Here is a 25,528-nt window from a genome sequence, read left to right as displayed (position 1 = left end):
CTTGACGGATTGCGCGGTACCGAGATCGACACCGCGTCGCGCATTCGGCCTACTCGCGTGCACGTAAGAGACTAAATCAGCTTGTTTTGTCCGCTTAAATCATCGTTCTTGACTCTTAGGGACTCAATCTAATGACGAAGAAACTTCCTGACGTCGGTATCCCGGCGTTCTACTCACTGGCCGACGCCGCGTGGATTCTTGGGGTCGACCGCAACGAGGTTCACCGCGCTGTTCGAGTCGGCGTACTTCGGGCGGAGCGCCGCCGGTCTCGGCTCGTGATCCCTGCCGCCGAGTTGCGCCGGGTGCTCGACGGCGGTGCGCGATGACTGAATACGACTACACGGAGATGGCTTCCCAGCTCGACCGGTACGCCGACGTGCCGGACGACGTGCTTACCAGCGTGGTGACCGGCGAGGGCCTGTGTTTCTGGGCGTTCGACCGGACCGACGTCCCCCGGCTGTCCGGGGAGTGTTCTCCGGATCGGGAGCTGGCCGCGCGGATGTGCGGCGGGTGCCCGGTGATCGACCAGTGCCGCGAGCTGGACTTGCGGACCGCCGGGCCGGACACGGTCGGGGTGTGGGGTGCGCTGCCCGACACCGACCGGCGTGCCCTGCACCCGGTGTGGCTGCACCGCCGGGGTGGTGAGGCGCGATGACGCTCAACCTCACTGCCTCACAGGTCCTCGCCGGGGCCGGGGTGCTGCTGGCCCTGTTCGCGGTGTGGCGCTACAGCGCCCGCAAGGCGCAGCGGGCGGCCGACAAGGCACGGGCCAGTGCCCGGGTGGTGTCGCTGGCCGGTCGGGTGCTGTTCACGGGTGCGGCGTTCATGGGCGTTCAGTGGCTCGTGATCACCCACGTCCATAACCCCACGTTGGTGCTGGTGGTCCTCGGGCTGCCGGACCTGATCGCCGCTTATGTCCTGACGCGGGTCCTGACGGTCACGTCCATGGACACCACCACCACCAGCCGACGCCGGGGCGGTGGTCGCCGATGAACACGACCAACGAACCTCGTCGCCGGTTGGCAGCGGTGCGGGACCTTCCCGCCGTGGCGGGTCGGGCGCAGCGGCTGGCCGCCGACGCGGCAGAGGCGGCCGACGTCCGGCGGTGGCAGACCCACCCGGACGTGGTGGCGTTGCGGGTGGAGCGGGTCCGGGCGCAGGTGGACCGGCTGTGCTGGTCCGGGATCGTGCTCGGGTTGGCGTTCACCACGGCCAACGTGCAGTTCTTCGCCGCTGCCGGGTCGGGCGTGGGGTCGCTGCCGTGGCTCACGGCGTGGCTGCTGGACCCGACCGTGTGCCTGATCCTGCTGGCCATCCTGCGAGCCGAACAGGTCACCGCCCGGTACCAGGTCCACACGGGAGCGTGGGTGCGGGCGGCGAAGTGGCTCACGCTGGCCGCGACGTACGTCATGAACACCTGGTCGTCTTGGCTGGCCGGCTCACCCGCCGGGGTGGTGCTGCACTCGGTTCCGCCGCTGGTGGTGTTCGTGGCCGCCGAGGCGGTCACCGATCTGCGGGACAAGCTCACCGACGCCGTGGCGGTGGCGTTCAGGAACGCCACCGACCAGGCACAGGTTCGTGAACCGGAGCCGGTCCACGAACCGGGTGGATCGGTTCACGAACCGGCCGCGCCAGTGGTTCACGAACCGGCTGGACCGGTTCGTGGACCGGTCCGCGAACCGCACGCACTGGTCCACGAACCCGGCGCGGCGGTCCGCGAACCGCACGAGGAGCGTCCGGCCCGCCGGAAGCTGTTCGCGGACTATCTCGCCGACGCCCGCCACGCGTGGACGCCCGGGGTGGAGATCACTCCGGCGTGGGTGCGGGAGGTCACCGGGTGTTCCCGTGGCGTGTCGTTGCGGGTCGCCGCCACCTTGACCGCCGAGACCGGCGGGGAGGTGCGCGACGATGACTGAACCCCACGGAAAGGAACACGACCACGCCGAGCTGGCCCGCGCCGCCGGGCGGGACGTCGAACACGTCGGTCCGGTCCTCGACGGTGAGTTGATCGACGACACGTTGCCTCAGCCGCGTAGCCGCACGGCCTCACGTCGGGTGGTGTCGTGGCGGCAACGCTGCGGTGCGGTCGCCGGGCGGCTGTGGCGGTCCGGGCCGGTGCTGCGGTCGCGGTCGCTGGTGGCGTATCGGGTGCGGAAGGTCCCACATGACGTCCTGCGGTTGGTGTGGTTCGTGCTGCGGGGCAACTGGCGGTGGCTGGTCAAGTTCTGGAACTGGGCCACCTATGCCGACCTGCGGGCCGACGCCCGCCGTGCCCGGCTGGCCGGAGACGCCGACGCCCGCCGCGCGGCGCAGGAGCTGATCCGGTCCGACGCCACCGCGCGGTGGGCGAAACTCGGGATCGTTTTGCGCAGGTTGGTGATCACGCTGCGGGTTGCCGCGCCGGTTGCAGCGGTGCTGTGGCTGGTCGATTCGGTGATGGACCGGGCGGACATGTGGCCGTGGCTGGCCGACGTCTACGTCGGAGTCAACACGGCGTGGTCGGTGGTGACCGTGACGGTGCCGCTGCTGCTGGTCCTGGTGCCGGTGGTGTGGGCGGTGGCAGCGGCATTCGAAGGACGCGACCGCACGCCCGGGGCGGGGTGGCTGGTCCGGCCCGACCGAGACGACGCCGATTCCTGGATCGACGAACGCATGATCAGCAAAGCGTTGGCGCACTTGGGCATCAGTCCGCTGGATCGGTTCTACAAGGACGGTGGCGAACTCGTCTACACCGTGGCGGCCCGCAAGGACGGTGACGGGACGTTCGCGCAGGTCCGGTTGCCGATGGGGGTCACCGCGGACATGGTCGCGGGGCGTCGGTCGAAACTGGCCGCCAACCTCGGGCGGGCGTCGTTGGAAACGTGGCCTACCAAGGGAGATGAAGACGGAATCCTTGACCTGTGGATCGCCGACAAGGGCGTCTTGCGGGGCGGTGCCGGCGGCTGGCCGCTGGTGGCCGAGGGACAGGTGGACGTGTTCGACGGTGTCCCGTTCGGACTGTCGCAACGTGGCCTGGTCATCAACGCGCCGTTGATCGGGGTGAACTGGCTGATCGGTGGCCGACCCGGGCAGGGCAAGTCGGCTGCGTTGCGGACGTTGCTGCTCGGTGCGGCGCTGGACCCCACGGCGGAGCTGTGGGTGTTCGTGATGGGCGAGTCACCCGACTTCGACCCGTTCGCACCGCGCCTGTCCCGCTACCGGATGGGAATGGATGACAGCGTCGCCGAAGCGGCAACGCAGGCGTTGGCCGATCTGCTGGCCGAAATGGAGCGACGCGGCAAGATCCTCGGGGAGCAGCCGGGCCGCCCGCCGAAGGTCTCACGCAAGCTCGCCGACAAGGCCGGGCTTGGCCTGCACCCGCTGGTCTGTGGGATCGACGAGTGTCACGAACTGTTCCAGCACCCCACCTACGGGAAGAAAGCCGCCGAACTGGCCGTGCGGTTGATCAAGCGAGGACGCAAGTACGGGATTGTGCTGCTGCTGGCCACCCAGTCGCCGACACGCGACAGCATCCCGAGGGAGGTCACCCGCAACGTCTCGTGCGGGGTGGCGTTCTCGGTGGCTGATCAGGTGGCCAACGACGGGTTGTTGGGGTCGGGCAAGTACGCCGCTGGCATCCGGGCGACCGATCTGCGGATCAACACCGACCGGGGAACGTGTGTGGCGGTCGGGATCACGGATGAGACGTTCGAGTTGGTGCGCACGTTCTACGTCCCGTTCGAGGACGGGGCCGACGACGTGTCTCCGGTCATCGCGCGGGCGGTGGCGTTGATCGAGGAGATGGGCCGGGCGGTCGAGTCCAGCGCACGTCCGGTGATCGAAGCGGCACCGGTCGTCGACCACCTGGCCGATGTGGACGCCGTGATGGACGGACAGCGTCGCGTCCGGACACAGGTGATCCTCACGCGGCTGGCCCGGCACAACCCGGGCGAGTACGACGGGTGGGCGTTCCGGGACCTCACGGCCGCGCTCACCGTCTACGGCATCGCGCCCGGCAAGTCGGACGGGCACAAGGTCATCCGGGCTGAGGACGTGGCCGCCGCGCTCGCCGACCGCGCCGGCGACGACACCGACGGGGACGGCAGGGAGGCGGGCAGGGACCCGGCAGGGACTCAGGGACTTCTCCCTGAGAGGCCCCTGACTGAAAGTCCTGCCTCTGACCAGCGTGAATACGGATCAGGGACCCCAGGGACTCACCGCCAGCCTGACCCAAATCGGGCCGAAGCCGGGGTGATTCCGGGACCAGCGAAGGTCCCTCCCTGCCTTCCCCGCCGACCGGATGAGGGGAGGTGACCGGCCCTCTGCCCGACCACTTCACCGACGCACCGCAGACGACCACACGGCAGGACCGGAAAGGCAGCGATCATGACCACCACCGCGAGGCAGAGGACGGCGGTCCGCTCCACGACGGGGGAGCGATCGGGCCGAGCACATCGGATGGTGACCGTGCCGACTGCCCGGACAGCGGAGACCAGTCCGACACCGACCAGTCCCGGCGTACCCGGCAGAGCGCCACCGTAGAACGACCTGAGCGAGCGGTAGGCTGCTCGGAGCCATACGCCTCGAGCACACCGGCGGACCCGGCGGCTAATGGTCCCACGGTGGCGCTGACTGCGGATTCGGACGGCACACTGTGGGTTGCAGTCGACGGTACGGATATCGAGGAACTGGCAGGCAGGATTACCGCAGCGTGCGACGCCCTATCCCGGATGCGCTCAGCCCGGTGACGGCCCGCAGCGCAGCGGCCCCCGGCCTATGGGACGGAGGGGCCTCACACGGTCCGCGCAACGGAGCCCGGCAACCACAAACCAGGTTGCCGGGCTCCGTTGCGAACGGAGTCGTCAGTCTCTTAAGTCGTCACGGGGACTACGCCCAGCGCTGAGCGTGTTTTACGTGGTGACCGGTCGCTGATGAGCAATGATCTTGGGTGTGGTTGATCGGTTCACCTGCTACAAAACTCCGCCAACTCACCAGATGAGACACGCCTCTAGCAGTCCAGGTCCGTAAAGTCAAGACTTCCACCTAAAGTCCCCTAAAGGTAGTAGTCAGAGATCCTACTGCGACGCAATGCGGCCAGAAGCCATCAGCAGCCAGAGCGTGCGATATCGTATCAGTGCGAATGAGTTGCGACGGAAGGTGGATTGCCAGACGGCAAGCAAGTGGAGGCTCATGCGGTGCGTCACCCGACAACATCAGAAGACGCATCGGCCACTCTACCTGTAAAGCAAACCACTCCTGCGGACTGAAGGAACTAGGACTACCTGACGTGGACGAACCGAACGGTAGGGTGGAGCAGCATTACGCCACGCTCGAAAATCGATGGACCGTCACCGACGGTGTCAACGAGTACGGCAGGCTTGTTGTACCATTCGGCAACTCCGATGAGCCTATTCATCGATGGTTCCACTTCAAAGAAGCCTACTCATCTCACCTGCTTGCACGTGTCGTCAAGGATCTCAACCTCGATAGTCGTCGACAACTTCGCATCCTGGATTGTTTTGCCGGTGGTGGCACAACTCTGGTCAGTGCAGTGCAGATGGCTTCAGACTTTCCAGACGGTGTGTTGGCCGCAGGAATCGAGCGTAATCCCTTCCTGCATCACCTCGCGTCAACTAAGGCCAGAGCGGCTGCTTCGGGAGAATCTGGACTTATCTCGCAAATTAACGATGACTTTGCTGTAGTAGAGAGACAATTTGAGGTACAACTCAAAAGGCGTCACCAGGTTCCCGAACTAACAACATGGAAAAACGATCACTACTTCCCTCCGCGGCAGCGGCGGAGGCTTCTGGCGCTACATGCCGCAGTAGAAGGCCTCAAGTCATCCATGTCGCGGGACGTGTTGCTTCTCTGCGCCGCCGCCGCCGTCGAGCCATCAAGCAGACTTCGTCGGGACGGACGCACGTTGCGGTTCGCAGAATCAAAGATTCTGCGCGATCCGTGGGAAGAATTTTCGCGGCGTGTTGAGGTTGTCGTTGAGGATCTTGCCGTAAACGTTCCCAGGAAAAGCGTTCGGGCAGTGGTTCATCTGGGGGATGGACGCAAGGCTGCCGAATACGTAGATGAAGGCCAGCAATTTGACCTTATCATTTTTTCACCGCCGTACCCGAACAACATCGACTACACAGAGGTCTACAAAACCGAGGCTTGGTATCTAGGTGCATACGGAAGTCAGGAGGATTTCCGAAACCAGCGCCTTTCAACCGTGCGAAGCCATCCGAGTGTAAAGTATGAAGACGTATACCACTATAACGAATCTGAGAACGCTGCGGAAGTCGAACGGCTCCTAGCGCCACTGCTGGCGGCGGTGCCGAAAGATCGATACCGGAGTGGACGCGAGATGATCATCCGTGGATACGCAGACGACATGCTTGCAGTGCTCCGCTCCGCTCGAACAGTGATCGCAGACGATGGGCGGCTCGCATTTGTTGTTGGTAACTCAGTACACGGCGCTCCTGGATCGAACTTTGTGATCGCGGCGGATCTCATCATGGCAAGGCTTGCTGAGTTGTCATGCTGGCGCGTGGAGGAGATTCGCATTGCCAGGACGCTGCACAGAAGACGGGTCACATCGCCCTACCTGCGAGAGTCGATGGTAATTCTGGGGCCGAGTGAATAGCACCTGCGAACTTAACGAATTAACTTAGGGGGTAGTTGGCTTGAGCGTCAAGAGGAAGCTTCCTGTACTTGAGCGGGTTGAGCTCAAGAATTTTACCCTTTATCAAAACATGCGCCACGTTGACGTGACCGTCGGCCCGGGCGTTTTTTGCCTCGCAGGCGCTAACGGCATGGGTAAATCGACCTTCCTGGCTGCCGTCAACTACGGCTACACCGGAATCGTCCCGCAACCTGATCGAACATTCAAATCTGTCGACGAGTACTATCGCTTTAGTCTGCCGTACGCGGCAGACTATTTCGATGGTCGTGTCGATGAAACTGACCGAGATTCAGCCGAGGTAAGAATTTCATTCTCGATTGATTCTGTCCATTACGAAGTGGCTCGGAACTTTTTTGAACCCCAGTCGCTTACGTATCTCTCGGTCAAAGACGATCAGGGCAATCCCCTTATTGACACCGAGGGTCTAGATGGTGCGGCCTTGCATACGCAGTACACCCACCGTATCCTGCAAGACTGTAGGTTGAACAAATTCGAACAATTTGTGTTTTTGCAGCTCTTCTTGGTCACGTTCGATGAGCGCAGGCATCTTATTTTTTGGGACGCCACCGTAACTGAGCCAGCGCTCTACCTAGCGTTTGGACTTGAGGCTCACGAAGCGAGCATGGCGGGAGAACTCAGGCGAAATATTGAGCGCGCTGATTCTCTAGCAAGAAACGCTCAGTGGCAAGCGACTGCGGCACGGAAACGTCTGAATGCTCTAGGAGATCCTGCTGATGAGGAGCAATTAAAGGACCTCAAGCGGCAGTATGATGACCTCTGTGAAGTGTCGTTCGAGACATCAAAGCTATTCGCAGCTGCGCGGCGCGAATATGACGATGCCGAGCTGCGGGTCGCCGAACTGAGTGCAAAGCACACGCAGCTTAGACAAAGTTACGACCATGCTTTCGCTCATCGCATGCAAGCAAACAGGACGCCTCGACTTCATCCTGTCGTGCAGAGTGCCATAAACTCTCACAAGTGTGAAGTTTGTGGAAATGAGGGCGAACAAGTTGTGCGGCACGTTGAGCAGATCCTGGAGTCTGGCCATTGCCCGCTGTGCGCCAGTGAGCTGGTTGTCGCAACAAATCCTGGCGCGATGGACGAGTTGGAATCTATCGATAGAGATCTGGCTGGCCTACAGAAAGATCTGAAAGACGCCCAAGTAAGGGCAAGGCGTCTGCGCTCAGAGATGGACGAACGCGGCCGCAGCGTTGAGGTCTCATCGGACGCGCTTATGAAGTTCGAGGCAGAGCATACTTCTGCGCTTGCACTGATTGCTGATCCTAATATCTCGACCATCGCTCGAAGGGCGGCGGCGAAGACGGAATTCGATGATGCTGTAAAGCGCCGTGATGAGCAACGGGCAAAGCGCGAAGCTTTCAGACGCGAACTTAAGCCACTGCAAAAAAAACTCGCAACAGCATACGAAGACGCGGAACTTCGATTCGTTCCGTTGTTTCGACAGTTAGCGCATCAGTTCATCGGACTCGATCTAGACATTTTTCTTGGAAAGACTAAGGCTGAAGGAAAAGCGGAATCTTACAATCTTCAGTTGGAGGTTCAAGGAACACGCCGCCAAACAACATCTGAGCTTTCGGAGAGTCAGCGGTTCTTTCTGGATATCGCACTACGCATGGCTCTGCTCCAACATATGAGCGGCCAGCACGGTGCAGGGATGCTTATCGACACCCCCGAAGGATCCCTAGATATCTCATACGAGAAGCGTGCGGGTTCTATGTTCGCTGGTTTTATAAATGATGGTTATCAGATCGTAATGACTGCGAACATCAACGCTAGCCAGTTGCTGGTTCAGCTTGCTTCTGTCTGCGGCAAGGACCGCATGAAGCTGGTCCGGATGACAGAATGGGCGCCGCTAAGTGAGGTGCAGGCTGAGTCTGAAGATCTTTTCGACAAAGCCTTTCAATTCATCGAGAAGGCGCTGGTCGCGGCTAATCCGCAGTTGACGCTCTTCACGGAAGTATGATCGTGGCGTCTGCTGCGCCCGAGGCGCACTATGACGTATTGTTCATTACTGCTCGCATAACTGAGATCGCAGGTGGAGTAACTCGGAACGAGTTGACACTCTTCGCATATCTCTCCTGCTTGTTGTCTGTCTACCGCGGTGAGCCGCCAAGTTCGTGGGGGTATCGGTTTGCCGCTACTCGTACATATTCGCCATACAGTGACGACCTCGCGGAGGCTGTAGATGTGCTGTTGGCGGGAAATCTTCTTGACGAACAAGATGCTGGACTAAATCTAACATCAAAAGGTAGTGCAGAACTCGACGGATTCTCACTGTTGCGTCGGTTCGCTCTTCGCGGCGAGTTTCTACGTGCTTCGTGCTCTAGCGCATTCGCAATGCCACTTCCAGAAGTCGGGAAATCTCTGGCTGAAGAACCCCAGCTTCGGCGCGCTTTCGAGCTATCTAGCAGCAGGCCGCTGTTGGATGCCCAGGGCGAAGCGGCTATCATGGAGCACTTTGCTGCTTTGGCTGATGCATTGCCCGATCAGTCGGATCTATTTGTTCCCGCAGTTGTATGGCTTTCGTACCTCTCAAAGGCTGTGGACGATCGCCTTTCCGGTGCGAAGGAAGATATAGGAGGCTCGTTGAGATTGACCGAGGGGGATAAAAAGTGACACGAGTCAATCCTGATGAGCTCAAAGCGATTGCTAGTGAGCTGTTCGCGCCGCGCATTGCGGAGGATCTAGGGCGGTGGGGGAGTGTTACTCTCCAGTCAATGCTTCGTAGCCTGCGCTCCATACACCGAGCAGTGAGCACCGAGCGCCTTAGTAGAGGACTCACTGTTGTTGCGCTCGAGCATGACAGTGAGCGCATCCTTGCGCTACCACCTGCGACAATTTCGCAACATAGGCATCTTACGACTTTTCATAACGGTGGTGATCCTCTTTCGATCCAAGTTTGCGCCGATGGGAGTTTTTATGCATGGGCGCAAGAGGTTTCGCTCGATGACCTTGAAGGAAAGTTTCTTGCATATCGCTTTGATGGCCCTAGAAATGAATACTTTGTAACTCCAATAGCGGAACATCCGGTGCCTGAGCTATCCGCTGCACCTAGCTACTTCGGTGTTCCTTACTTTCGAGAGCTTCAGGATGCTCTTGTTGACTACGGTCAGAGCCTGGCGAAGAAGTCCCAGTGTCCCGTTCTTGCAAAGACTTGGCGTGATGAGAAGCGGCTAATGTTCCGCCCGAAGCCTGAGGCGGACATGCGCAGATCTCTGGAGTCGTACTTACGTGCATCGCTGCGCGACTACTCAGAGATTTGTATCATGCCGGAGCAAAACGTTAATGAGTCGAGGCCTGTAGATATCAAGGTTGTCTGGTCTGGTGAAAACCGCGTTGCGCTAGTAGAAATCAAATGGCTCGGAATGAGTCATGGTGAAGGTCCAGAGGCGAAGATGGTGACTTGGACTGCCTCAAGGGCTCGCGATGGCGCAACGCAACTTTCGGACTATCTTGATCTTTACGCGCGAGAGGCGACACATGAGGAGACCAGGGGCTATCTGGCGGTATTCGACGCACGAAGGCGTCGGATAAAGCCTACGTCAGTTAGTTTAAGCGTCGATGATGGCATGCACTTTAGAGCGCTCGAGATTGATTACCCGAATACCGTGTTGGATCGGTATGATTTCGCACCGCCTGTTCGGATGTTTTGCGAGCCCGTGGTCGAGAGTCTGGATCCAAAAAACTAAAGATTTCCCACTGCCAGCGGACGTGGCTCGAACACCGGGGCCAGCGGCTCCGCCAACGCCCACAGCTCATCCGGCCCCAACCGCAACGACAACCGATCAACCGCGTCCAAGATCATCGCTCATCAGTGACCGGTCGCCACGTAAAACGCTCTCAGCCGTGTTCCGACTTGCCGGTTCCCGGATTCCAATCGAGCAGATCGGTGATTTCCAGCGTGTTCCCGGCGTCGGTGACTTGCTCGGCTAGTTCCGGCATGGCATCCCTCCACCCTTCTGGCAACTGCCAACCAGCTTTCCATACGCCATCGGGCCGTTTCTGAATTGCGAAGGAGAACCCAAGTTCCAGCCACCTGAGGCGACGGTCTTCCGACGTCATGCCCGCTAATTCCTGCTGCCATGTCCGATCGGTCGGGACCCATTGCACGCCGCCAGGGTCGACGGGTTGTTCCCTCAGTGCGTCCAAGTCAGTGAGAATCTTGTCGCCGTCTTCTTTGGCTCGGCGTCGTTCTTCTGCTGACTTGGCCCGCGCCACGCTCGACATGACTTTGCCGTACTCGCGTTCCAGCTTGGCTATTTCGTTCGCGTGGTTGGTCGGCGGCAACACCACGCGTTCGCGAACGGGAACCAATGCGAAGATCTTATAGAAAGCTTGCGTGGCTAGTGGCTCGATTTCCTCAGCTCGCATCGCCGGGCCGTGTTTGCGTGACGGGCAACGCCAGTAATTGTATTCGTACACGACTGACGTTCCGTCTTTGCGTTTCCGGTCATGGTGGGCGATACGGTGCCAGAGAGGGTCGAAGCATTGTGCGCACACCAGGACGCCGGAGAACTCATAAGGCTGATTACTGCCGCGCACCTTCCGGATGGACTTCTCGTCCAGTCGGGCGGCTATCTCTGCCTGCTCGGCGGGTTCGAAGATCCCGTACTCCACAAGGACGGGGTGTGTCAGTAGGCGGCGCAGGACGGAAGGATTCCACTCGTGCCCCTTGTATTCAATAGTAGCAGGGTCTTCGCCGCGTCGTTCTGCTCCGAGCTGCAATTGCCGATCGCGAGGGGCTAGAACCTTGTTCGCTTTAAGCCATGTGCACATTTCGGTAAGGCCCTTGCCTTTGCGTGCGAGCTTCGATAGTGAATGAAGGTTCCTCACCGCGTACGGGTCGAGTCCGAGAACCCATCCGGCGCCGCTGGGAAGCTCTACCGGCATGGTGCCGTAATGATGCCCCTCGCCGCCCCAGCGGCCTTCCTCTTTAAGCTTTGCCTTGGCCGAACGGAAACGCTCTTTCATTCGCTCGCGTTCCATTCGGGCGAAGGCGGCAATCAGCGTGATCAGGAATTCGGACATAGAGTTGCTGGAGTCGATGCCCTCGGCAATGCAGATGAGCCGCTTCCCACGCGCCCTCAGCCATTCTAGCAAGGTGAGAGCGTCCATGACATTGCGGACCAGACGATCCAGCTTGGAAACAACGAGTGTCTTCCACGGTTTCGGTGGCGCATCAGACAGCCAGGATTTAAGGCCGGTCCGCTTATAGGGCTCCAAATCGCCGGACACGTGCAAGTCTTCGACGGTGTCAACGATCGGGATTCCGTAGGCATTCGTCCACCGATGCGTGGCGTCCGTCTGTACTTCCTTGGACGTGCTCTCGTCGGTGAAGAACGACTGCCGGACGTAGCACAGGGCCGCGTCGCCCTCCGGGGTGAACGGCACCACCTCCGGCCGCTTGCTGGCCTGGAGCTTGTAGCGGCGCTTCTTCCGGGGTGCAGGTGCGCTCATGGTCGGTATCCTCGCTGGTAGACGCCGTGATCGAGTGTAGTCAGTTGACGCGCCTGGTGCGACCACGAGGTGATGAACAACTGGAACGGCACCACCTCGCCCGCGCCCGCCACCCGCAAGGCCGCCGGGTTCCAGGCGTTCTACGAGCACACCCCGATCCGCTCGACCGCCAAGCCGAACGGCTCGTCGATCCAGCTGTACCGCCAGCTCATGTGGGGCAACCTCGCCCGGTTCCACATGCTCGACACCCGCCAGTTCCGCAACGCCCAGGTCGCCGACCCGTCCGGCTCGGCCGGCCCGGCCTGCGCCGACATGCGCAGCACCTCGCGCAGCATCCTGGGGGCCACGGAGGAGGCGTGGCTGCTCAAGCAGTTCGAGTCGCACCCGGCGACGTGGGACTTCCTCGGCCAGCAGGTCTTCTTCGCCACGCGGGACGGCGACGGCAACAAGGCCACCTGCGAGAGCCCCGACTCCTGGCAGGGCTACGAGGCCTCACGCGACCGGATCGCCAAGGGCTGGGTCGACCGGAAGGTGGCCAACCCGATCGTGCTGACCGGCGACGTCCACCGGCACTGGGCCGCCGACCTGCGCCTGGACTACTTCGACCACAGCGACCCGCTCATCGGCTCGGAGCTCGTCACGACGTCGGTGACGAGCAACAGCGACACCGCGACCCCGCCGAGCGCGGCGTGGCTGGCGAACAACCCGCACGTCAAGTACTGCAAGGGCGAGCGCGGCTACGTCCGCGTCACGGCCACGCCGTCGCAGACGCGGGCGGACTTCATGACGACGTCCGACACCAGCGTCTACGACCCGGCGAAGGTGGTCATCAAGAACGACGCCAGCTACGTAGTGCAAGCAGGGACGCCTGGCCTGCAGAAGGTCTGAAGCCCGGGCGCTACGCTGAGTGACGTGACCGATGAACTGGGCCTGCGGGAGCGCAAGAAGCTCCGCACGCGGGCGGCGATCTCGACGGCGGCGATCACGCTCTTCCTGGAGCGCGGGTTCGACGCCGTCGGGGTCGCCGAGGTGGCGCGGGTGGCCGAGGTGTCCAAGCGGACCCTCTTCGCCTACTTCCCGAGCAAGGAGGACCTGGTGCTGCACCGGTTCGCCGACCACGAGACGGACGCGGCGGACGTCGTCCGCGCGCGCCGCCCGGGTCAGGGGCCGCTGGCGGCGCTGCGGGAGGCGTTCCTGCGCGGCCTCGCCGAGCGCGAGCCGGTGACCGGCCTGTGCGACGCCCCCGAGGTCGTCGCGGTGTTCCGGTTGGTCACCGGCACCCCGGCGCTGGTGGCGCGGCTGGCGGAGTTCGTCTCCGCGGGGGAGGCGGCACTGACGGCCGCGTTGACCGAGGCGGGCGTGCCCGCGCCGGACGCCGAACTGGCCGCGGCCCAGATCGCGGCGGTCCGCCGGCTGCTGTCCACGGCGAACATGGACGCCGTCGCGGCGGGGATTCCGGCCGAGCGGCGCCATCCGGACGCGGTCGCCGCCGCCGATCGGGCGTTCGGCCTGCTGTCGTCCGGCGTAGGTTTCGGCTGATGCCCGATTCATGGTGTGGACCATGAAAAATGCACGTTCGCCGCGGCCTTCGCGAAGGTAGACTGCGAAAATCCTGATAGGACACCGAAGCCGGCAGAGGTCTCCGGTGTCAGGACCGGTTCGCCGCCACGAAAACCGGAGCACCGCACCATCGCACAACGGGGGACCCGCACCCGGCTGGGGGTGGTGCGGGTCCCCCGGTCAGCCGTGGAAAACGCTTTCTGGCGCTCGCGGCACGTCGGGCCTGGGTGATGGCGTCGTCGGCCCGGCACAGCACAACCCGAAGCGGCGGCCGGCCCACCCGCCCCCGACGCGGCTGGGCCGGCCGTCAGCCGGCGGTGGACACCAGGTCCACGGTGAGCGCCGCGGTCCAGCCGAACGAGCGGGCGCCGTGGCCCGCGCCGGTGAACGGGTCCGCGTACTCCGCGAAACCCGTGCGCGTGGCCGTTTCGACGAGGTCGTCGCGCAGCCACGAGGCCAGCGCGTGCTCGCCGTGGTGCAGCAACCCCTGGCGGACCAGCCAGCCGACGTTGAACCACGACGGGCCGCGCCAGTAGCGGCCCGGGTCGAAGTCCGCCGCGGTCAGGTCGTAGCTCGGGACGCCGTGCACCTGGCCGAGCCGGAAGCGCGGGCCGGTGGCGGTGGCCAGCAACGCGGGCGCGACAGCGAGATCCGGCAGCACGAGCGGCAGCAACCCGGCGCAGGTGTACTCGCGGGTGCGCTCGCCGGTGCGGACGTCGCGGGCGAAGAAGAAGCCGGACTTGCTGTCCCACAACGTTTCCTGCAGCGCCTTGGCGACGCGGGCCGCGCTGTCGCGGTGCGTGGCGGCGGCCGCGGGCAGGCCGAGCACCTCGGCGATTTCGGCCAGCGCGAGCTCCGCGTCGGCCAGCAGCGCGTTGAGGCCCGGGTCTTCGACGGTGAAGCCGCCGTCGACGTCGGCCCAGCGCGCGTCGAGGTAGCCGCTGTCGCGGTAGGCCGAGGCGAGCCGGACGTAGCGGCCGTAGTCCTCGTCGCTCGGGCGGTCGGCGGCGTGGCCGTGCTCCAGGTCGCGGCGGACGAACCCGGCCGGGTCGGCGGGCGTGACGCGCGAAAGCGGGCCATCCCACGCCGGGCTGTTGTCCATCCCCGATTCCCACGGGTGCACGATCGAGGCGAGCCCGCGCCCGCCGGCGTCGCGGTAGGTCCGCAGGTAGCCGTGCCAGGCCTTGAGCTTCGGGTAGAGCGTGGCGAGGAACGTCTCGGCGCCGGAACCGGCCGGGTCGGCGCGGTGCACGGCCAGCACGGCGCGCGCGTGCACCGGCGGCTGGATCAGGCCGGACGTCCGCCCGGCGCGCCAGAACGCGGGGCCGGGGAAGTACGCCTCGGGCGGGGTGTCCGGGTTGAAGAGGATGTGCGGGACGCGGCCGTCGCGCCACTGCGCGGAGAACAGCGTCACCAGCTCGCGCCGGGCGCGCTCCGGGGCCAGGTGGCGCAGGCCGAAGGCGATGAAGGCGGAGTCCCAGCTCCACTGGTGCGGGTACAACCCCCGCGAAGGCACGGTGGACGCGCCGATCCAGTTGTCGGCCAGCACAGCCTCAGCGGACCCCCATGTTACGTCCATGTGTCCAATCTATCTCCTACTTATGTCTTGTCAATGGACAAAAGTGGCCCCTGGGATGATGTGACCCACAGCGAAGGGGGCCCGGATGACCACGCCGACCAGCGCCGGTGAGCTGCTGAGACTGGTCCGGACCGGTCAGGCGACCACGCGCAAGGCCCTGCTCACGCGCAGCGGGCTGTCTCGCTCGACGCTCACCGCGCGGCTCGATCTGCTCCAGTCGGCGGGCCTGCTGGCCGAAGGCGGGCAGGAGGACTCCACCGGCGGCCGCCCCGCGCGGCAGCTGCGGTTCGACGACCGGCACGCCGTCGTCCTCGCCGCGAGCGTCGACACGATGCACGCCGAAGCCGCGCTGACCGACCTGTCCGGACGCCGGCTGGGGGGCCGCGAGGGCCCGGTGCGCGTCGCCGACGGCCCGGAACCCGTGCTCGGCCGGATCGCGGAGTGGTTCGAGGAGCTGCTCGCCGACGTCGACCTGCCGGTCTGCGGCGTGGGGATCTCCGTCCCGGGGCCGGTCGAACCGGGGCAGGCGCGGGTCACGCAGCCGCCGATCATGCCGGGCTGGGACCGCTACCCGATCGGCGAGTACCTGGGGGAGCGGTTCGGCGCCCCGGTGCTGGTCGACAACGACGCGAACCTGATGGCCCTGGGCGAGCACCGCGCGCGCCACCCGGAGTCGCCCGCGCTGGTGGTCGTCAAGGTGTCCACCGGCATCGGCGCCGGCCTGGTCATCGGCGGCGAGGTCTACCGCGGGGTCGACGGCGGCGCCGGCGACATCGGGCACATCCGGCTGCCGGCGTTCCCGGAGGCCCGCTGCATGTGCGGCTCCCTGGGCTGCCTCGCGGCGGTCGCCAGCGGCGGCGCGCTGGCCGCGCGCCTGACCGAGCAGGGCCTGCCGACGACGTCAGGCTCGGGCGTGCGCGATCGCATCGTGGCCGGCGAACCGGCGGCGGTCCGGCTGGCCGGGTTCGCGGGCCGCCAGGTGGGCGAGGTGCTCGCGACGCTGGTGTCGGTGGTCAACCCGGGCGTCCTGGTGATCGCGGGCGACCTGGCCGAGCCGCATTTCGTGGCCGGCGTCCGCGAGGTGCTGTACCGGCGCGCGTTGCCGCGGGCGACGCAGAGCCTGCAGGTGGAGATCGGCGGTACCGGGCTCGCGGTGGGCGGCGCGGTGGCGATGGTCGTGGAGTCGGTGTTTTCCCCGGTGGAAGTGGATCGCCGGCTGGCGGCGCAGGCCTGACGCCGGGCCGCGGCCCGACCCGGATCACCGGCCGAGCCGGTTGCTGACGGCCTAAGTGCCGTCATCGCGGGACTGTCCGGAGTGGACGGAGCAACCGACTTTCGTAGGTGGCGGGTACTCCGATCGCGTGGTCCGTAATACGGCCACGAAACGGACTTACCGCGCATCGCGGAGCAATCCTCGCGTATTTCGGACGACAAATCGGATTTCCGTCCCGCGCTCCGGATCCGGTGAATTCGCGACCAGATAACGGTTCCGCAAGTACTTCCCCGGGGCCGGAACCCCGATCTAGTCTCGTCCGGTGTTCTAGGTCCGTTACCTGGGCCGAATCAGAAGAGGGAGATTTCTGTGCGAAGAAGCTCCACCCTGCTCCTTTCGCTCGCGGTGGTGGGTGGTCTCACCGCGGCCATGCCGGCAGCGGCGTCGGCACAGGGGCGTCAGGACATTCCGCAGTCGCACCCGTTGTGGGCGAACGCGCAGGCGAAGGTCGCCGACACGGCGCCCGCGGCGAAGCTGAGCTTCCGCGTCTACCTGAACCAGCGCGACAACGCCGGAGCCGAGGCGCTGGCCCAGGCCGTGTCCGACCCGGACAGCAAGACCTACCGCCAGTTCCTGAGCACCGACCAGGTGCGGGACCGCTTCGCGGCCGGCGACGCGACGGTCAACGCCGTCAAGGCGTGGCTGACCGGCAGCGGCTTCAGCATCGGTGACATCCCGTCGAACCGCGCCTACGTCGAGGCCACCGGCACCGCCGGCCAGACGCAGAACGCGTTCGGCGTCAAGCTGGGCAAGTACAGCGTCAAGGGCCAGACCCTCCGCGCCGCCGACAAGAACCTGTCGGTGCCCGCGAACCTGGCGAACGACGTGCTCGGCGTCGTCGGCGTGGACCAGGCGACCAACCTGTTCAAGCCGGACCACACGGACGGCATCGACTCCGGCAAGGCGACCAAGTCGGTCCAGCCGTCGGACGTCGCGCCCGGTCCCGGCTTCCGCAACGCGCCGCCGTGCAGCTCCTACTACGGCGAGAAGGTCGACACCACCGACCCCGCCTACAACGGCAAGCAGCTGCCGTACGCGCCCTGTGGCTACACCCCGGCCCAGCTCCGCTCGGCCTACGGTGTCGACCAGGCCGCGCGGTTCGGCGCGGACGGCCACGGCACCACGATCGCCATCGTGGACGCCTTCGCTTCGCCGACGATCTACGCCGACGCGAGCACGTACGCGAAGAAGAACGACCCGCAGCACCCGCTGAAGCAGAGCCAGTTCTCGCAGCACATCTTCCCGGCGAACCCGGTTCTCGAGCCGCCGGACCAGTGTGACGCGGCGGGCTGGTACGGCGAGGAGACCCTCGACGTCGAGGCCGCCCACGGTCTCGCCCCGGGTGCGAACATCCTCTACGTCGGCGGCGAGTCCTGCGAGGACAACGCCCTCGACGTGGCGCTGAACTACGTGATCGCCGGCCACAAGGCCGACATCGTGTCGAACTCCTACGGCGACACCGGCGAGGACATCCCGGCCGACGAGGTCAAGGTCTTCAACCAGATCTCGCTGCAGGCGGTCCTCGAGGGCATCGGCGTGTACTTCTCCTCGGGCGACAACGGTGACGAGGTGGCGCGCCTCGGCACGCCGTCGCCGGACTTCTCCGCCTCCGCGCCGTGGATCACCGCGGTCGGTGGCACGTCCATCGCGATCGGCAAGAACGGCCAGAAGATCTTCGAGACCGGCTGGGAGACCAGCAAGTCGGTGCTGACCAACGGCGTCTACGGCCCGGCCAACTACACCTCCGGTTCCGGTGGTGGCACGAGCCGCCTGTTCCCGCAGCCCTTCTACCAGAAGGGCGTCGTTCCGGACGCGCTGTCCACGAAGAACCAGACGGCCGGCAACAAGGGCCGCGTGGTTCCGGACATCTCCGCGATCGGTGACCCGAACACCGGCTTCCTGGTCGGCCAGACGCAGACCTTCCCGGAGGGTGCGCACTACGACCAGTACCGGATCGGCGGCACGAGCCTCGCGTCGCCGGTGTTCGCCGGCATCATGGCGGTGGCCGACAGCTTCGACCACTTCCACCACGGCTTCATCAACCCCGTGATCTACAAGCTGACCTCCCGCACCAAGGCGATCAGCGACGTGCAGCACGTGGACGCCGCGGTGGCCCGGGTCGACTACGCCAACGCGGTCGACGCGTCGGACGGTCTGCTCCGCTCGGTGCGGACGTTCGACTACCAGGGTCTGACGATCCACACCACCAAGGGCTACGACGACGTGACCGGCCTCGGCTCGCCCAGCGGGCTGCTGTTCCTGCTCCTCGTCTAGTCAGCTCCATCGAGGTCCGTGAAGGCCTCCTTACCGGCTCTTATGGCCGGTAAGGAGGCCTTCACGGCGTTTTAGGCCGCATTGCGAGGGGGATGACCGCGCGGATCGTCGTGCCTTCCCCGGAAGTCTCCACGCACAGCTCGCCGCCCAGGGCCTGGACGCGGTCGCTCAGCCCGGCCAGCCCCGAGCCGCCGCCGGGGTCCGCGCCGCCCACGCCCCGGTCCGTCACCTCGACCCGCAGCCGCGCACCGGCCACTGCGATGCGGACGTCCGCGTGGCCGGTCCGCGCGTGCTTCAACGTGTTCGTCAGCGCTTCCGACGTGACGTAGTAGGCCGTCGCCTCCACCGCGGCGTCGAGGCGCGGGACGGTGCCGACCGAGAGCGCCACCTCCATCGGGACGCGGTCCGCCAGCGACCGCACCGCCGCGACCAGGCCCGCCTCGGTGAGGATCGCCGGGCGGATGCCGCGGGCCAGCTCGCGCAGTTCGGTGATCGCCGTCTGCAGCTCGTCGACCGTGCTCGTCAGCAGCTCGCCGACCGCCGGTGGCAGCTCCGCGCGGCGGTTGGCCATCCGCAGCAACAGGACGACGCTGACCAGCCGCTGCTGCGCGCCGTCGTGGAGGTCGCGTTCCAGCCGGCGGCGCTCCTCGTCGCCGGCCGCGACGAGCCGGGCCCGCGACGCGCGCACCTCGGCCAGCCGTTGTTCGAGCTCGGCGGTGAGCCGCTGGTTGTCCAGCACCAGCCCGGCCGCCGCGTTGAGCGCGTCGATCGAGCGGCTGTCCTTCCACACCTCGTCGTCCTGCACCAGCGCCGCCAGCCCGGTGCCGTCGCGCTCCAGCAGCAGCCGGGTCATCTCGGCGTTGCCGACGCGGGCGCGCAGCACGCCGGCCAGGAACGCCAGCGGCCACAGGCAGAACGCGATCCGGTAGATCCCGAGCAGCGGCTCCCACAGGGGGCTGGCATCACCGAGCGCGGTGCCCGCCGCCGACGTCGCGGCGCCGACGAGGGCGATCGCGATCACCGGCGACAGCAGCCGCCGCTGGGGCAGCCGGCCGGTCAGCCACTGGTACAGCAGCACCACGAGGACGCCGGCGCTGATCACCGCGGCCGCGAGGCCCAGGACGCGGTCGGCGAGGCCGCGCCCGTCGTGGTCGGCGGAGATCGCCAGCAGGTCGCGCGGGTCGTCGCCGAACAGCAGCCCGAGCACCCCCAGGCCGAGCACGACCAGGTAGGACGCGGCCACGAGCAGCCGTTCCCACCGCGACCGGAGCCCGCCGTGCGGGAAGGCGAGCACCAGGTGCGCGATCACCGGGCTGGACGCGGCCCGCAGCGGCACGGCGAGCGTGTACAGCACCGGGTTCGCGGTGAACTGCAGGTCTTCGAGGAACAGCGCGACGCCGACGAGCGCGATGAGCACGCCGATCGCGTTGGCCGGGCGCCGCACGTGCGCGACCGCGCCGGCGAGCAGGAACAGGAACCCCGTGGTGGTGCTGAGCGCGGTGTCGAGCGCGGCGTGGCTGCCGTCGGCGACCTTGAGCGTCAGCGCGGTGACGCCGAGGCCGAAGCCGAGGCTGAGCAGCCCGGTCAGCACGACGGTCCGGGGGTGCTGCACCACGCGAACCCCTCCCCGGACGGCTAACCGTGATTCGCCCGTTCGGCCCGCCGCGTTACACCGCGCGGCCGTCCGGGCACGGTGTGGCGCCGCGCACTCGCGGCCGGCTGGGTCGCTAAGCTCCCCTGACCATTCGGCGAGGAAGGGCCTCACGGTGAAACTGCTGGTCACGGGCGGTGCGGGCTACATCGGGAGCGTGGTGACCCGGGCGCTGCTGGCGGCCGGGCACGAGGTGAAGGTGAGGTCGCGGAGTCCGTTTCCCGGCCGGACCGCTACTGGACGTCAACGTGCGCGGCTCCCTCGCGCTGCTGGAAGCGGCCCGCACGGCGCGCGTCCGGCGCCTGATCTTCTCGTCGACCGGTTCGATGTACCGGGGCGAGGGCGACGAGACCGCCAGGGTGGAACCACGCAACCCCTACGCGGCCAGCAAGCTCATGGTCGACCTGATGCTGTCCGCGGAAGCCGCGGCGTTCGGCCTCGGCGCGACTAGCCTGCGCTACTTCAACGCGGCGGGCGCGGTCGGCGACCTCGGCGAGCGACACGACCCGGAGAGCCACCTCATCCCCATCGTGGTGCAGGTCGCGGCGGGCAAGCGGGAGCGGTTGCAGATGTACGGCGACGACTACCCGAGCCCGGCCGGCACGAGATCTACAACCTGGGCAACGGCAACGGCTACACCAACATGCAGGTCGTGGCCGCGGTTCGCGAGGTCACCGGGCACCCCATCCCGGTCGTGCTCGCCCCTCGGCGCGACGGTGACGCGGTCGTCACCGTCGCGAGCAGTGAGAAGGCCCGGAAGGACCTGGGGTGGCAGCCCGGCCGGCCCGACCTGCGCGACATCGTCGCCGACGCCTGGACCTTCCACACCAACCACCACTGACCGTCGAGGCCCGGTCGCGAGCTCGCCGGGCCGGTGGGTGATCACGCATCCCCTAGGGTTGCCTCGATCACCCGAGTGGAGGCAGGACATGAGCGGACGCGGTCTCGACGCCGAGGTCTTCGGCGGGCGGATGCCCGCCGGGGGCTCGGACCTGGCGATCGAAACCCACGGCATCACGCCGGTGCCGGAGGGCAACCGGTTCGGGCGGCCGTGGCGGTTGTTCAGCGTGTGGTTCGCGCCGAACCTGACCATGACGGCGGTCTTCACCGGCACCCTCGCCGCGTCTCTCGGCCTCGGCTTCTGGACGGGCCTGGTCGCGATGCTCGCCGGCACGGTCCTCGGGTCGCTGCCGGTGGCCTACCTGTCCACCTGGGGCCCGCGCACCGGCACCGGCCAGCTCCCGCTCGCGCGGCTGCCGTTCGGCGGCGGCGTCGTGCTGCCCGGCCTGGTGCAGTGGCTCGGTTCCATCGCCTGGGACGCACTGGTCGGCCTGTTCGGCGGTGAGGCGCTGGCCGAGCTGACCGGGCTGCCGTTCTGGGCCGCGGTGCTGATCGTGCTGGTCCTGCAGTGCGCGCTCGGCGTCTTCGGCTACGCGCTCATCCACCGCGTGCAGGCCGTGATGAGTGTCCTGCTGGTGCTCGCGTTCGCCGCGCTCGCCGTGAAGGTCCTTTCCGGACACCCGGTCGCGACGGCCGACACGGCCACCGGCGGCGACCACACCGGCGCCGTCGTGCTGTTCTCGACGATCGCGCTGTCGCTGGCGATCTCCTGGGCGCCGTACGCCTCGGACTTCAGCCGCTACCTGCCCGCGGACACGTCGTCGCGCGGCGTCTTCTGGTTCACGCTCCTCGGTCTGACGGCGTCGTACGCGATCGGCGAAGGCCTCGGGCTCGCGCTCGGGTCGTCGCTGGGCGACCAGACGGCGACCGGCGTCGCGACGTTGCTCGGCGGCGGTTTCCTCGGTTCGCTGGCCCTCGCGGTGATCGCGCTCGCGGCGGTGTCGTCCAACGCGATGAACGACTACAGCGGATCCCTGGCGCTGCAGACCGTCGGCGTCCGGCTGCGGCGCCCGGTGTCGGCGGTTCTCGTCACGGTGCTCGCGTTCGCGCTGATCCTCTGGATGCACAGCGGCGAACTGGCGGCGAAGTTCCAGAACGTGCTGCTGTTCGTCAGCTACTGGATCCCGCCGTTCCTCGGCGTCGTGCTCCCGGACTGGCTGCGGCGCACCCGCGGCGGCCGGCCGGTGGACACTCGCGCCGCGACGACCACGCGTCCCTGGGCCGCCGTCGTGGCGTTCGTCGCGGGCTTTGGCGCCGCGGTGCCGTTCATGAACACGTCGCTCTACACCGGCCCGGTCGCCGCGGCCCTGCACGGCGCCGATCTCGCTTACTACGTCGGGTTCGTCGTTTCGCTGGCAGCGTATTTCCTGCTGCGCGGCCGCCGTCCGGTTGACCTCGACTAATGTAGAGGTTCAACGATGGTGTGGTACCCCTGCAAGGAGGAACCATGCCAGTCGCACTGATCACCGGCGCCTCGGCGGGGCTGGGGAAGGCCCTCGCCGCGGCCCTGGTGAGTCGCAAGTGGACGGTCGTCGGCGACGGCCGGGACGCGGCCGCGCTGACCGCCGCGGCCCGGGAGGCGGGCTTCACCCCCGTCCCCGGCGACGTCGCCGACCCGGACCACCGCGCCGCACTCGCCGCCACCGTCGGCTCCGGGCTCGACCTGCTCGTCAACAACGCCGGCACGCTCGGCGTCAGCCCACTGCCGCCGCTGAGCCGTTATCCCCTGGCAGAGCTGGAAAACGTCTACCGCGTGAACGTCTTCGCGCCGCTCGCGCTGACCCAGCTGCTGCTGCCCGCCCTGACGAAGGCCGGCGGCACGATCGTCGACGTCAGCTCGGACGCCGCCGTCGAAGCCTACGAAGGCTGGGGCGGCTACGGCTCCGCGAAGGCCGCGCTCGACCAGCTCACCGCCGTGCTCGGCACGGAGCACCCGGACCTGGCCGTCTACGCGGTCGACCCCGGCGACCTGCGCACCGCGATGCACCAGCTCGCCTTCCCCGGCGAGGACATCTCCGACCGGCCGCTGCCCGAGACGGCGGTCCCGGCGTTCTTGCGGCTGCTCGACGAGCGTCCGGCCAGCGGCCGTTACCGCGCCGCCGACCTGCTGGTGCCCGCATGAGCGTCCGGTTCGACCTGCCCGGCGAACTGTCGGCGTCGGCGCCACCGGAAGCCCGTGGGGTGGCGCGCGACGAGGTCCGCCTGCTGGTCGCGAGCCCGTCCGCGGTGCACCACACGGTGTTCAGCGCGCTGGGCGATCACCTGCGGCCGGGGGACCTGCTGGTCGTCAACACGTCCGGCACACTGCCGGCGGCGGTCGACGCGCGGCGCGGCGGGCACGCGGTCGTCGTCCACTTCTCGACCGAGCTGGACGACGGCGCGTGGGTGATCGAGCTGCGCGCCCCCGGCGGCCCGCTGCTCGACGGCCGGGCGGGAGAGCGCCTGGACCTGCCCGGGGGCGCGTCGCTGACGCTGCTCGCCGAGCACGTGCCGGGTCGGGCGCGGCTGTGGCAGGCGGCCGCGTCGGTGCCGGTGCCCGGGTTGCTGGCCGCGAGCGGCCGCCCGATCCGCTACGGCTACGTCCCGCGCGCGTGGCCGCTGAGCGACTACCAGACGGTGTTCGCCCGCGAGCCGGGCAGCGCGGAGATGCCGTCGGCGGCCCGGCCGTTCACGGACGCGCTGGTCACCCGCCTGGTGACCGAGGGCGTGCTGGTCGCGCCGCTGCTGCTGCACACCGGGGTGTCGTCGCTGGAGACCGGCGAGCCACCCCAGGCCGAGCGCTTCCGGGTGCCCGCGACGACCGCCGCGCTGGTTTCGTGGGTCCGCACCCGCGGCGGCCGCGTGATCGCGGTGGGCACGACGGCGGCCCGCGCCCTCGAATCGGCGGCCGAAGGGACGTCCGAAGGCTGGACGGACCTGGTCCTGGGCCCGGACCGCCCGGCCCGGGTGGTGGACGGCATCGTCACGGGCCTGCACGCGCCGGACGCGTCCCACCTGCTGCTCCTGGAGGCGGTGGCCGGCCCGGAGCTGGTCCAGCGCGCCTACGACGCGGCTGTCGACCACCGCTACCTGTGGCACGAGTTCGGCGACGTCTCCCTGCTCCTGCGCCGCTGAAACGCCGTGAAGGCCTCCTTACCGGCCATAAGAGCCGGTAAGGAGGCCTTCACGGACATCCGCTACTGGCGGGCCGGTTCGCGGGCGTCGTCCTGGCGGCGGGCCCGGTACAGGCCGGCCACGGCGACGACCGTGATCCCCAGGCCGACGCCGCTGACGATCGAGGCCACCAGGCTCGCCGTGCCGGTCGCCAGGCCGAAGAGGCCGCCCAGGTACACCGGAATGCACAGGCTGACCGGCAGCCAGGTCCGCAGCGCGAACGCGCGGTCCGACGCCAGCCACAGCACGAGCGAAACGGCCGCCGCGGTGGCGACCGGGATGGCCCAGACGACCATGCTCGTCACGGCGTCCATCCCCAGCGACCGGAGCCATTCGAACGACGCCTGGCCCAGCCCGACGAAGAGAACGACCAGCGCCACGCGGATGGTGGCCCCCTGGCCGGCACGGTGTGCGGTGCTCGTCATGTCATCCCTCCCAAGTCCGTGGTCACCTGTACCACGTCCGGATGACGCGTCCGGTTGCCCGCGGCCCGCAATTCGATGGCGACGACCAGCAGAACGATCAACGCCAGGCCCGTCAGGACGATCAACACGAACAGGTGACCCCGCGACGCCGTGCCGGTGACCAGGCCCGTCATGGCGAAGGCCAGGGACAGCACGGCCGCCCAGTCCGGCAGGAACGCGGCCCGTGGGCGCGGCCTCCCGGAGAGCGCCCAGACCGCTAGACCGGCCAGCAGACCCAGCAGCGGGGCCGCGGCGACCGCCCCCACGGCCGGCCACTCGCCCAGGCCCGTCGTCTCCAGCCAGTCGGCGCCGATCGGCCCCAGCCCGAGACCCGCCCACATCAGCAGCACCAGCTGGATCGTCAGCCGGTTTCGCGCGTCAGGTTCCACAGCTCCCCCTCGGAAGTCGTCGGGAGAACCACGCGCGAGCGGCCCAGGAGGTTGCACGTAGGCGCCTGAATCGCCGATGTCAAGGAATCTCACTCGTTTTCCCGGGATGCGGATGGCTATGCGCCCCAGTGGGTGACCGTGCGAACCTCGCC

At 66.7% G+C, this 25,528-nt stretch carries 21 protein-coding genes and 2 pseudogenes; 18 read left to right on the top strand and 5 right to left on the bottom strand.

Features of this window, described 5'->3' with window-relative positions; all coding sequences use genetic code 11:
- The first annotated feature begins 131 nt into the window (after window positions 1–131).
- From ACLJQZ_RS19950 to ACLJQZ_RS19910, 9 genes are all read left to right on the top strand, one after another.
- Window positions 132–326 carry a helix-turn-helix domain-containing protein gene (locus ACLJQZ_RS19950; protein ID WP_410621465.1) on the top strand — a complete coding sequence of 65 codons (195 nt, stop codon included), beginning with the start codon at window positions 132–134 and terminating at the stop codon, window positions 324–326.
- Window positions 323–655 (top strand): WhiB family transcriptional regulator, encoded by a 333-nt coding sequence (locus ACLJQZ_RS19945; RefSeq protein WP_410621464.1) that lies wholly within the window; start codon window positions 323–325, stop codon window positions 653–655. Before ACLJQZ_RS19950 ends, ACLJQZ_RS19945 begins: the two co-directional genes overlap by 4 nt.
- Window positions 652–993 carry a hypothetical protein gene (locus ACLJQZ_RS19940; RefSeq protein ID WP_410621463.1) on the top strand — a complete coding sequence of 114 codons (342 nt, stop codon included), beginning with the start codon at window positions 652–654 and terminating at the stop codon, window positions 991–993. The genes ACLJQZ_RS19945 and ACLJQZ_RS19940 overlap by 4 nt, the downstream gene beginning before the upstream one ends.
- Window positions 990–1,916 carry a hypothetical protein gene (locus ACLJQZ_RS19935; RefSeq protein WP_410621462.1) on the top strand — a complete coding sequence of 309 codons (927 nt, stop codon included), beginning with the start codon at window positions 990–992 and terminating at the stop codon, window positions 1,914–1,916. The genes ACLJQZ_RS19940 and ACLJQZ_RS19935 overlap by 4 nt, the downstream gene beginning before the upstream one ends.
- On the top strand, window positions 1,909–4,293 hold the full coding sequence (locus ACLJQZ_RS19930; RefSeq protein WP_410621461.1) for an FtsK/SpoIIIE domain-containing protein: 2,385 nt from the start codon (window positions 1,909–1,911) through the stop codon (window positions 4,291–4,293). The genes ACLJQZ_RS19935 and ACLJQZ_RS19930 overlap by 8 nt, the downstream gene beginning before the upstream one ends.
- Before the next feature lie 973 nt (window positions 4,294–5,266).
- Window positions 5,267–6,616 (top strand): hypothetical protein, encoded by a 1,350-nt coding sequence (locus tag ACLJQZ_RS19925; RefSeq protein ID WP_410621460.1) that lies wholly within the window; start codon window positions 5,267–5,269, stop codon window positions 6,614–6,616.
- Between the two features lie 40 nt (window positions 6,617–6,656).
- Window positions 6,657–8,639 (top strand): AAA family ATPase, encoded by a 1,983-nt coding sequence (locus tag ACLJQZ_RS19920; protein ID WP_410621459.1) that lies wholly within the window; start codon window positions 6,657–6,659, stop codon window positions 8,637–8,639.
- 224 nt (window positions 8,640–8,863) lie between these two features.
- The gene (locus tag ACLJQZ_RS19915) at window positions 8,864–9,292 is read left to right on the top strand and encodes a hypothetical protein (protein ID WP_410621458.1); all 429 of its coding nucleotides are present in this window, start codon (window positions 8,864–8,866) and stop codon (window positions 9,290–9,292) included.
- A gap of 134 nt (window positions 9,293–9,426) precedes the next feature.
- Complete coding sequence (locus tag ACLJQZ_RS19910) at window positions 9,427–10,365, top strand: hypothetical protein (protein WP_410621457.1); 939 nt, start codon at window positions 9,427–9,429, stop codon at window positions 10,363–10,365.
- A gap of 151 nt (window positions 10,366–10,516) precedes the next feature.
- Here ACLJQZ_RS19910 and ACLJQZ_RS19905 read toward each other — a convergent pair whose 3' ends face one another.
- Window positions 10,517–12,133, bottom strand: a complete 1,617-nt coding sequence (locus ACLJQZ_RS19905; RefSeq protein WP_410621456.1) for a recombinase family protein — start codon at window positions 12,131–12,133, stop codon at window positions 10,517–10,519.
- Window positions 12,134–12,193: 60 nt separating this feature from the next.
- On the opposite strand from ACLJQZ_RS19905, the pseudogene ACLJQZ_RS19900 reads away from it, so the two are divergent.
- Both ACLJQZ_RS19900 and ACLJQZ_RS19895 read left to right on the top strand, forming a co-directional pair.
- Window positions 12,194–13,021: pseudogene (locus tag ACLJQZ_RS19900) on the top strand (alkaline phosphatase D family protein); the annotation flags it as partial.
- A 24-nt stretch (window positions 13,022–13,045) separates the two neighbouring features.
- A complete protein-coding gene (locus ACLJQZ_RS19895) occupies window positions 13,046–13,672 on the top strand; it encodes a TetR family transcriptional regulator (RefSeq protein ID WP_410621455.1) in 627 nt (208 codons plus the stop codon).
- 328 nt (window positions 13,673–14,000) lie between these two features.
- Here ACLJQZ_RS19895 and ACLJQZ_RS19890 read toward each other — a convergent pair whose 3' ends face one another.
- A complete protein-coding gene (locus ACLJQZ_RS19890; RefSeq protein ID WP_410621454.1) occupies window positions 14,001–15,272 on the bottom strand; it encodes an MGH1-like glycoside hydrolase domain-containing protein in 1,272 nt (423 codons plus the stop codon).
- Window positions 15,273–15,357: 85 nt separating this feature from the next.
- On the opposite strand from ACLJQZ_RS19890, the gene ACLJQZ_RS19885 reads away from it, so the two are divergent.
- Together ACLJQZ_RS19885 and ACLJQZ_RS19880 are read left to right on the top strand one after the other, a co-directional pair.
- Window positions 15,358–16,506, top strand: a complete 1,149-nt coding sequence (locus ACLJQZ_RS19885) for an ROK family protein (RefSeq protein WP_410621453.1) — start codon at window positions 15,358–15,360, stop codon at window positions 16,504–16,506.
- A 348-nt stretch (window positions 16,507–16,854) separates the two neighbouring features.
- Complete coding sequence (locus ACLJQZ_RS19880) at window positions 16,855–18,819, top strand: protease pro-enzyme activation domain-containing protein (RefSeq protein WP_410621452.1); 1,965 nt, start codon at window positions 16,855–16,857, stop codon at window positions 18,817–18,819.
- Window positions 18,820–18,880: 61 nt separating this feature from the next.
- Here the strand turns inward: ACLJQZ_RS19880 and ACLJQZ_RS19875 are convergent, their stop codons facing one another.
- On the bottom strand, window positions 18,881–20,431 hold the full coding sequence (locus ACLJQZ_RS19875; protein ID WP_410621520.1) for a sensor histidine kinase: 1,551 nt from the start codon (window positions 20,429–20,431) through the stop codon (window positions 18,881–18,883).
- On the opposite strand from ACLJQZ_RS19875, the pseudogene ACLJQZ_RS19870 reads away from it, so the two are divergent.
- The 5 genes and pseudogenes from ACLJQZ_RS19870 to ACLJQZ_RS19850 form a co-directional block, all read left to right on the top strand.
- Window positions 20,319–20,997: pseudogene (locus ACLJQZ_RS19870) on the top strand (NAD-dependent epimerase/dehydratase family protein); the annotation flags it as partial. The gene ACLJQZ_RS19875 and the pseudogene ACLJQZ_RS19870 sit on opposite strands and share 113 nt — an antisense overlap.
- A 125-nt stretch (window positions 20,998–21,122) precedes the next feature.
- Window positions 21,123–21,311 (top strand): hypothetical protein, encoded by a 189-nt coding sequence (locus tag ACLJQZ_RS19865; RefSeq protein ID WP_410621523.1) that lies wholly within the window; start codon window positions 21,123–21,125, stop codon window positions 21,309–21,311.
- Between the two features lie 88 nt (window positions 21,312–21,399).
- The gene (locus ACLJQZ_RS19860; RefSeq protein ID WP_410621519.1) at window positions 21,400–22,773 is read left to right on the top strand and encodes a purine-cytosine permease family protein; all 1,374 of its coding nucleotides are present in this window, start codon (window positions 21,400–21,402) and stop codon (window positions 22,771–22,773) included.
- Between the two features lie 44 nt (window positions 22,774–22,817).
- Window positions 22,818–23,492, top strand: coding sequence for an SDR family NAD(P)-dependent oxidoreductase (locus tag ACLJQZ_RS19855; RefSeq protein WP_410621451.1), 675 nt, complete (start codon window positions 22,818–22,820; stop codon window positions 23,490–23,492).
- A complete protein-coding gene (locus ACLJQZ_RS19850) occupies window positions 23,489–24,484 on the top strand; it encodes an S-adenosylmethionine:tRNA ribosyltransferase-isomerase (protein WP_410621450.1) in 996 nt (331 codons plus the stop codon). The genes ACLJQZ_RS19855 and ACLJQZ_RS19850 overlap by 4 nt, the downstream gene beginning before the upstream one ends.
- A gap of 62 nt (window positions 24,485–24,546) precedes the next feature.
- Here ACLJQZ_RS19850 and ACLJQZ_RS19845 read toward each other — a convergent pair whose 3' ends face one another.
- Entirely contained in the window at window positions 24,547–24,948 is a 402-nt protein-coding gene (locus tag ACLJQZ_RS19845) for a hypothetical protein (RefSeq protein ID WP_247061644.1), read from the bottom strand.
- Window positions 24,945–25,376, bottom strand: a complete 432-nt coding sequence (locus ACLJQZ_RS19840) for a hypothetical protein (protein WP_410621449.1) — start codon at window positions 25,374–25,376, stop codon at window positions 24,945–24,947. The genes ACLJQZ_RS19845 and ACLJQZ_RS19840 overlap by 4 nt, the downstream gene beginning before the upstream one ends.
- Window positions 25,377–25,528 lie beyond the last annotated feature (152 nt).

It is taken from the genome of Amycolatopsis sp. cmx-8-4, from assembly GCF_046548675.1.
GTDB lineage: Bacteria > Actinomycetota > Actinomycetes > Mycobacteriales > Pseudonocardiaceae > Amycolatopsis.
The sequence above is the reverse complement of the archived record's forward strand: the minus strand, read 5'-3'. Positions and strand labels throughout refer to the sequence as shown.

What these genes read in the sequence shown, in the direction of transcription:
- ACLJQZ_RS19950 (WP_410621465.1), top strand. Translation starts at nt 132, where the DNA reads ATGACGAAGAAACTTCCTGACGTCGGTATCCCGGCGTTCTACTCACTG.
- ACLJQZ_RS19945 (WP_410621464.1), top strand. Translation starts at nt 323, where the DNA reads ATGACTGAATACGACTACACGGAGATGGCTTCCCAGCTCGACCGGTAC.
- ACLJQZ_RS19940 (WP_410621463.1), top strand. Translation starts at nt 652, where the DNA reads ATGACGCTCAACCTCACTGCCTCACAGGTCCTCGCCGGGGCCGGGGTG.
- ACLJQZ_RS19935 (WP_410621462.1), top strand. Translation starts at nt 990, where the DNA reads ATGAACACGACCAACGAACCTCGTCGCCGGTTGGCAGCGGTGCGGGAC.
- ACLJQZ_RS19930 (WP_410621461.1), top strand. Translation starts at nt 1,909, where the DNA reads ATGACTGAACCCCACGGAAAGGAACACGACCACGCCGAGCTGGCCCGC.
- ACLJQZ_RS19905 (WP_410621456.1), bottom strand. Translation starts at nt 12,133, where the DNA reads ATGAGCGCACCTGCACCCCGGAAGAAGCGCCGCTACAAGCTCCAGGCC.
- ACLJQZ_RS19890 (WP_410621454.1), bottom strand. Translation starts at nt 15,272, where the DNA reads ATGGACGTAACATGGGGGTCCGCTGAGGCTGTGCTGGCCGACAACTGG.
- ACLJQZ_RS19885 (WP_410621453.1), top strand. Translation starts at nt 15,358, where the DNA reads ATGACCACGCCGACCAGCGCCGGTGAGCTGCTGAGACTGGTCCGGACC.
- ACLJQZ_RS19860 (WP_410621519.1), top strand. Translation starts at nt 21,400, where the DNA reads ATGAGCGGACGCGGTCTCGACGCCGAGGTCTTCGGCGGGCGGATGCCC.
- ACLJQZ_RS19855 (WP_410621451.1), top strand. Translation starts at nt 22,818, where the DNA reads ATGCCAGTCGCACTGATCACCGGCGCCTCGGCGGGGCTGGGGAAGGCC.
- ACLJQZ_RS19850 (WP_410621450.1), top strand. Translation starts at nt 23,489, where the DNA reads ATGAGCGTCCGGTTCGACCTGCCCGGCGAACTGTCGGCGTCGGCGCCA.
- ACLJQZ_RS19845 (WP_247061644.1), bottom strand. Translation starts at nt 24,948, where the DNA reads ATGACGAGCACCGCACACCGTGCCGGCCAGGGGGCCACCATCCGCGTG.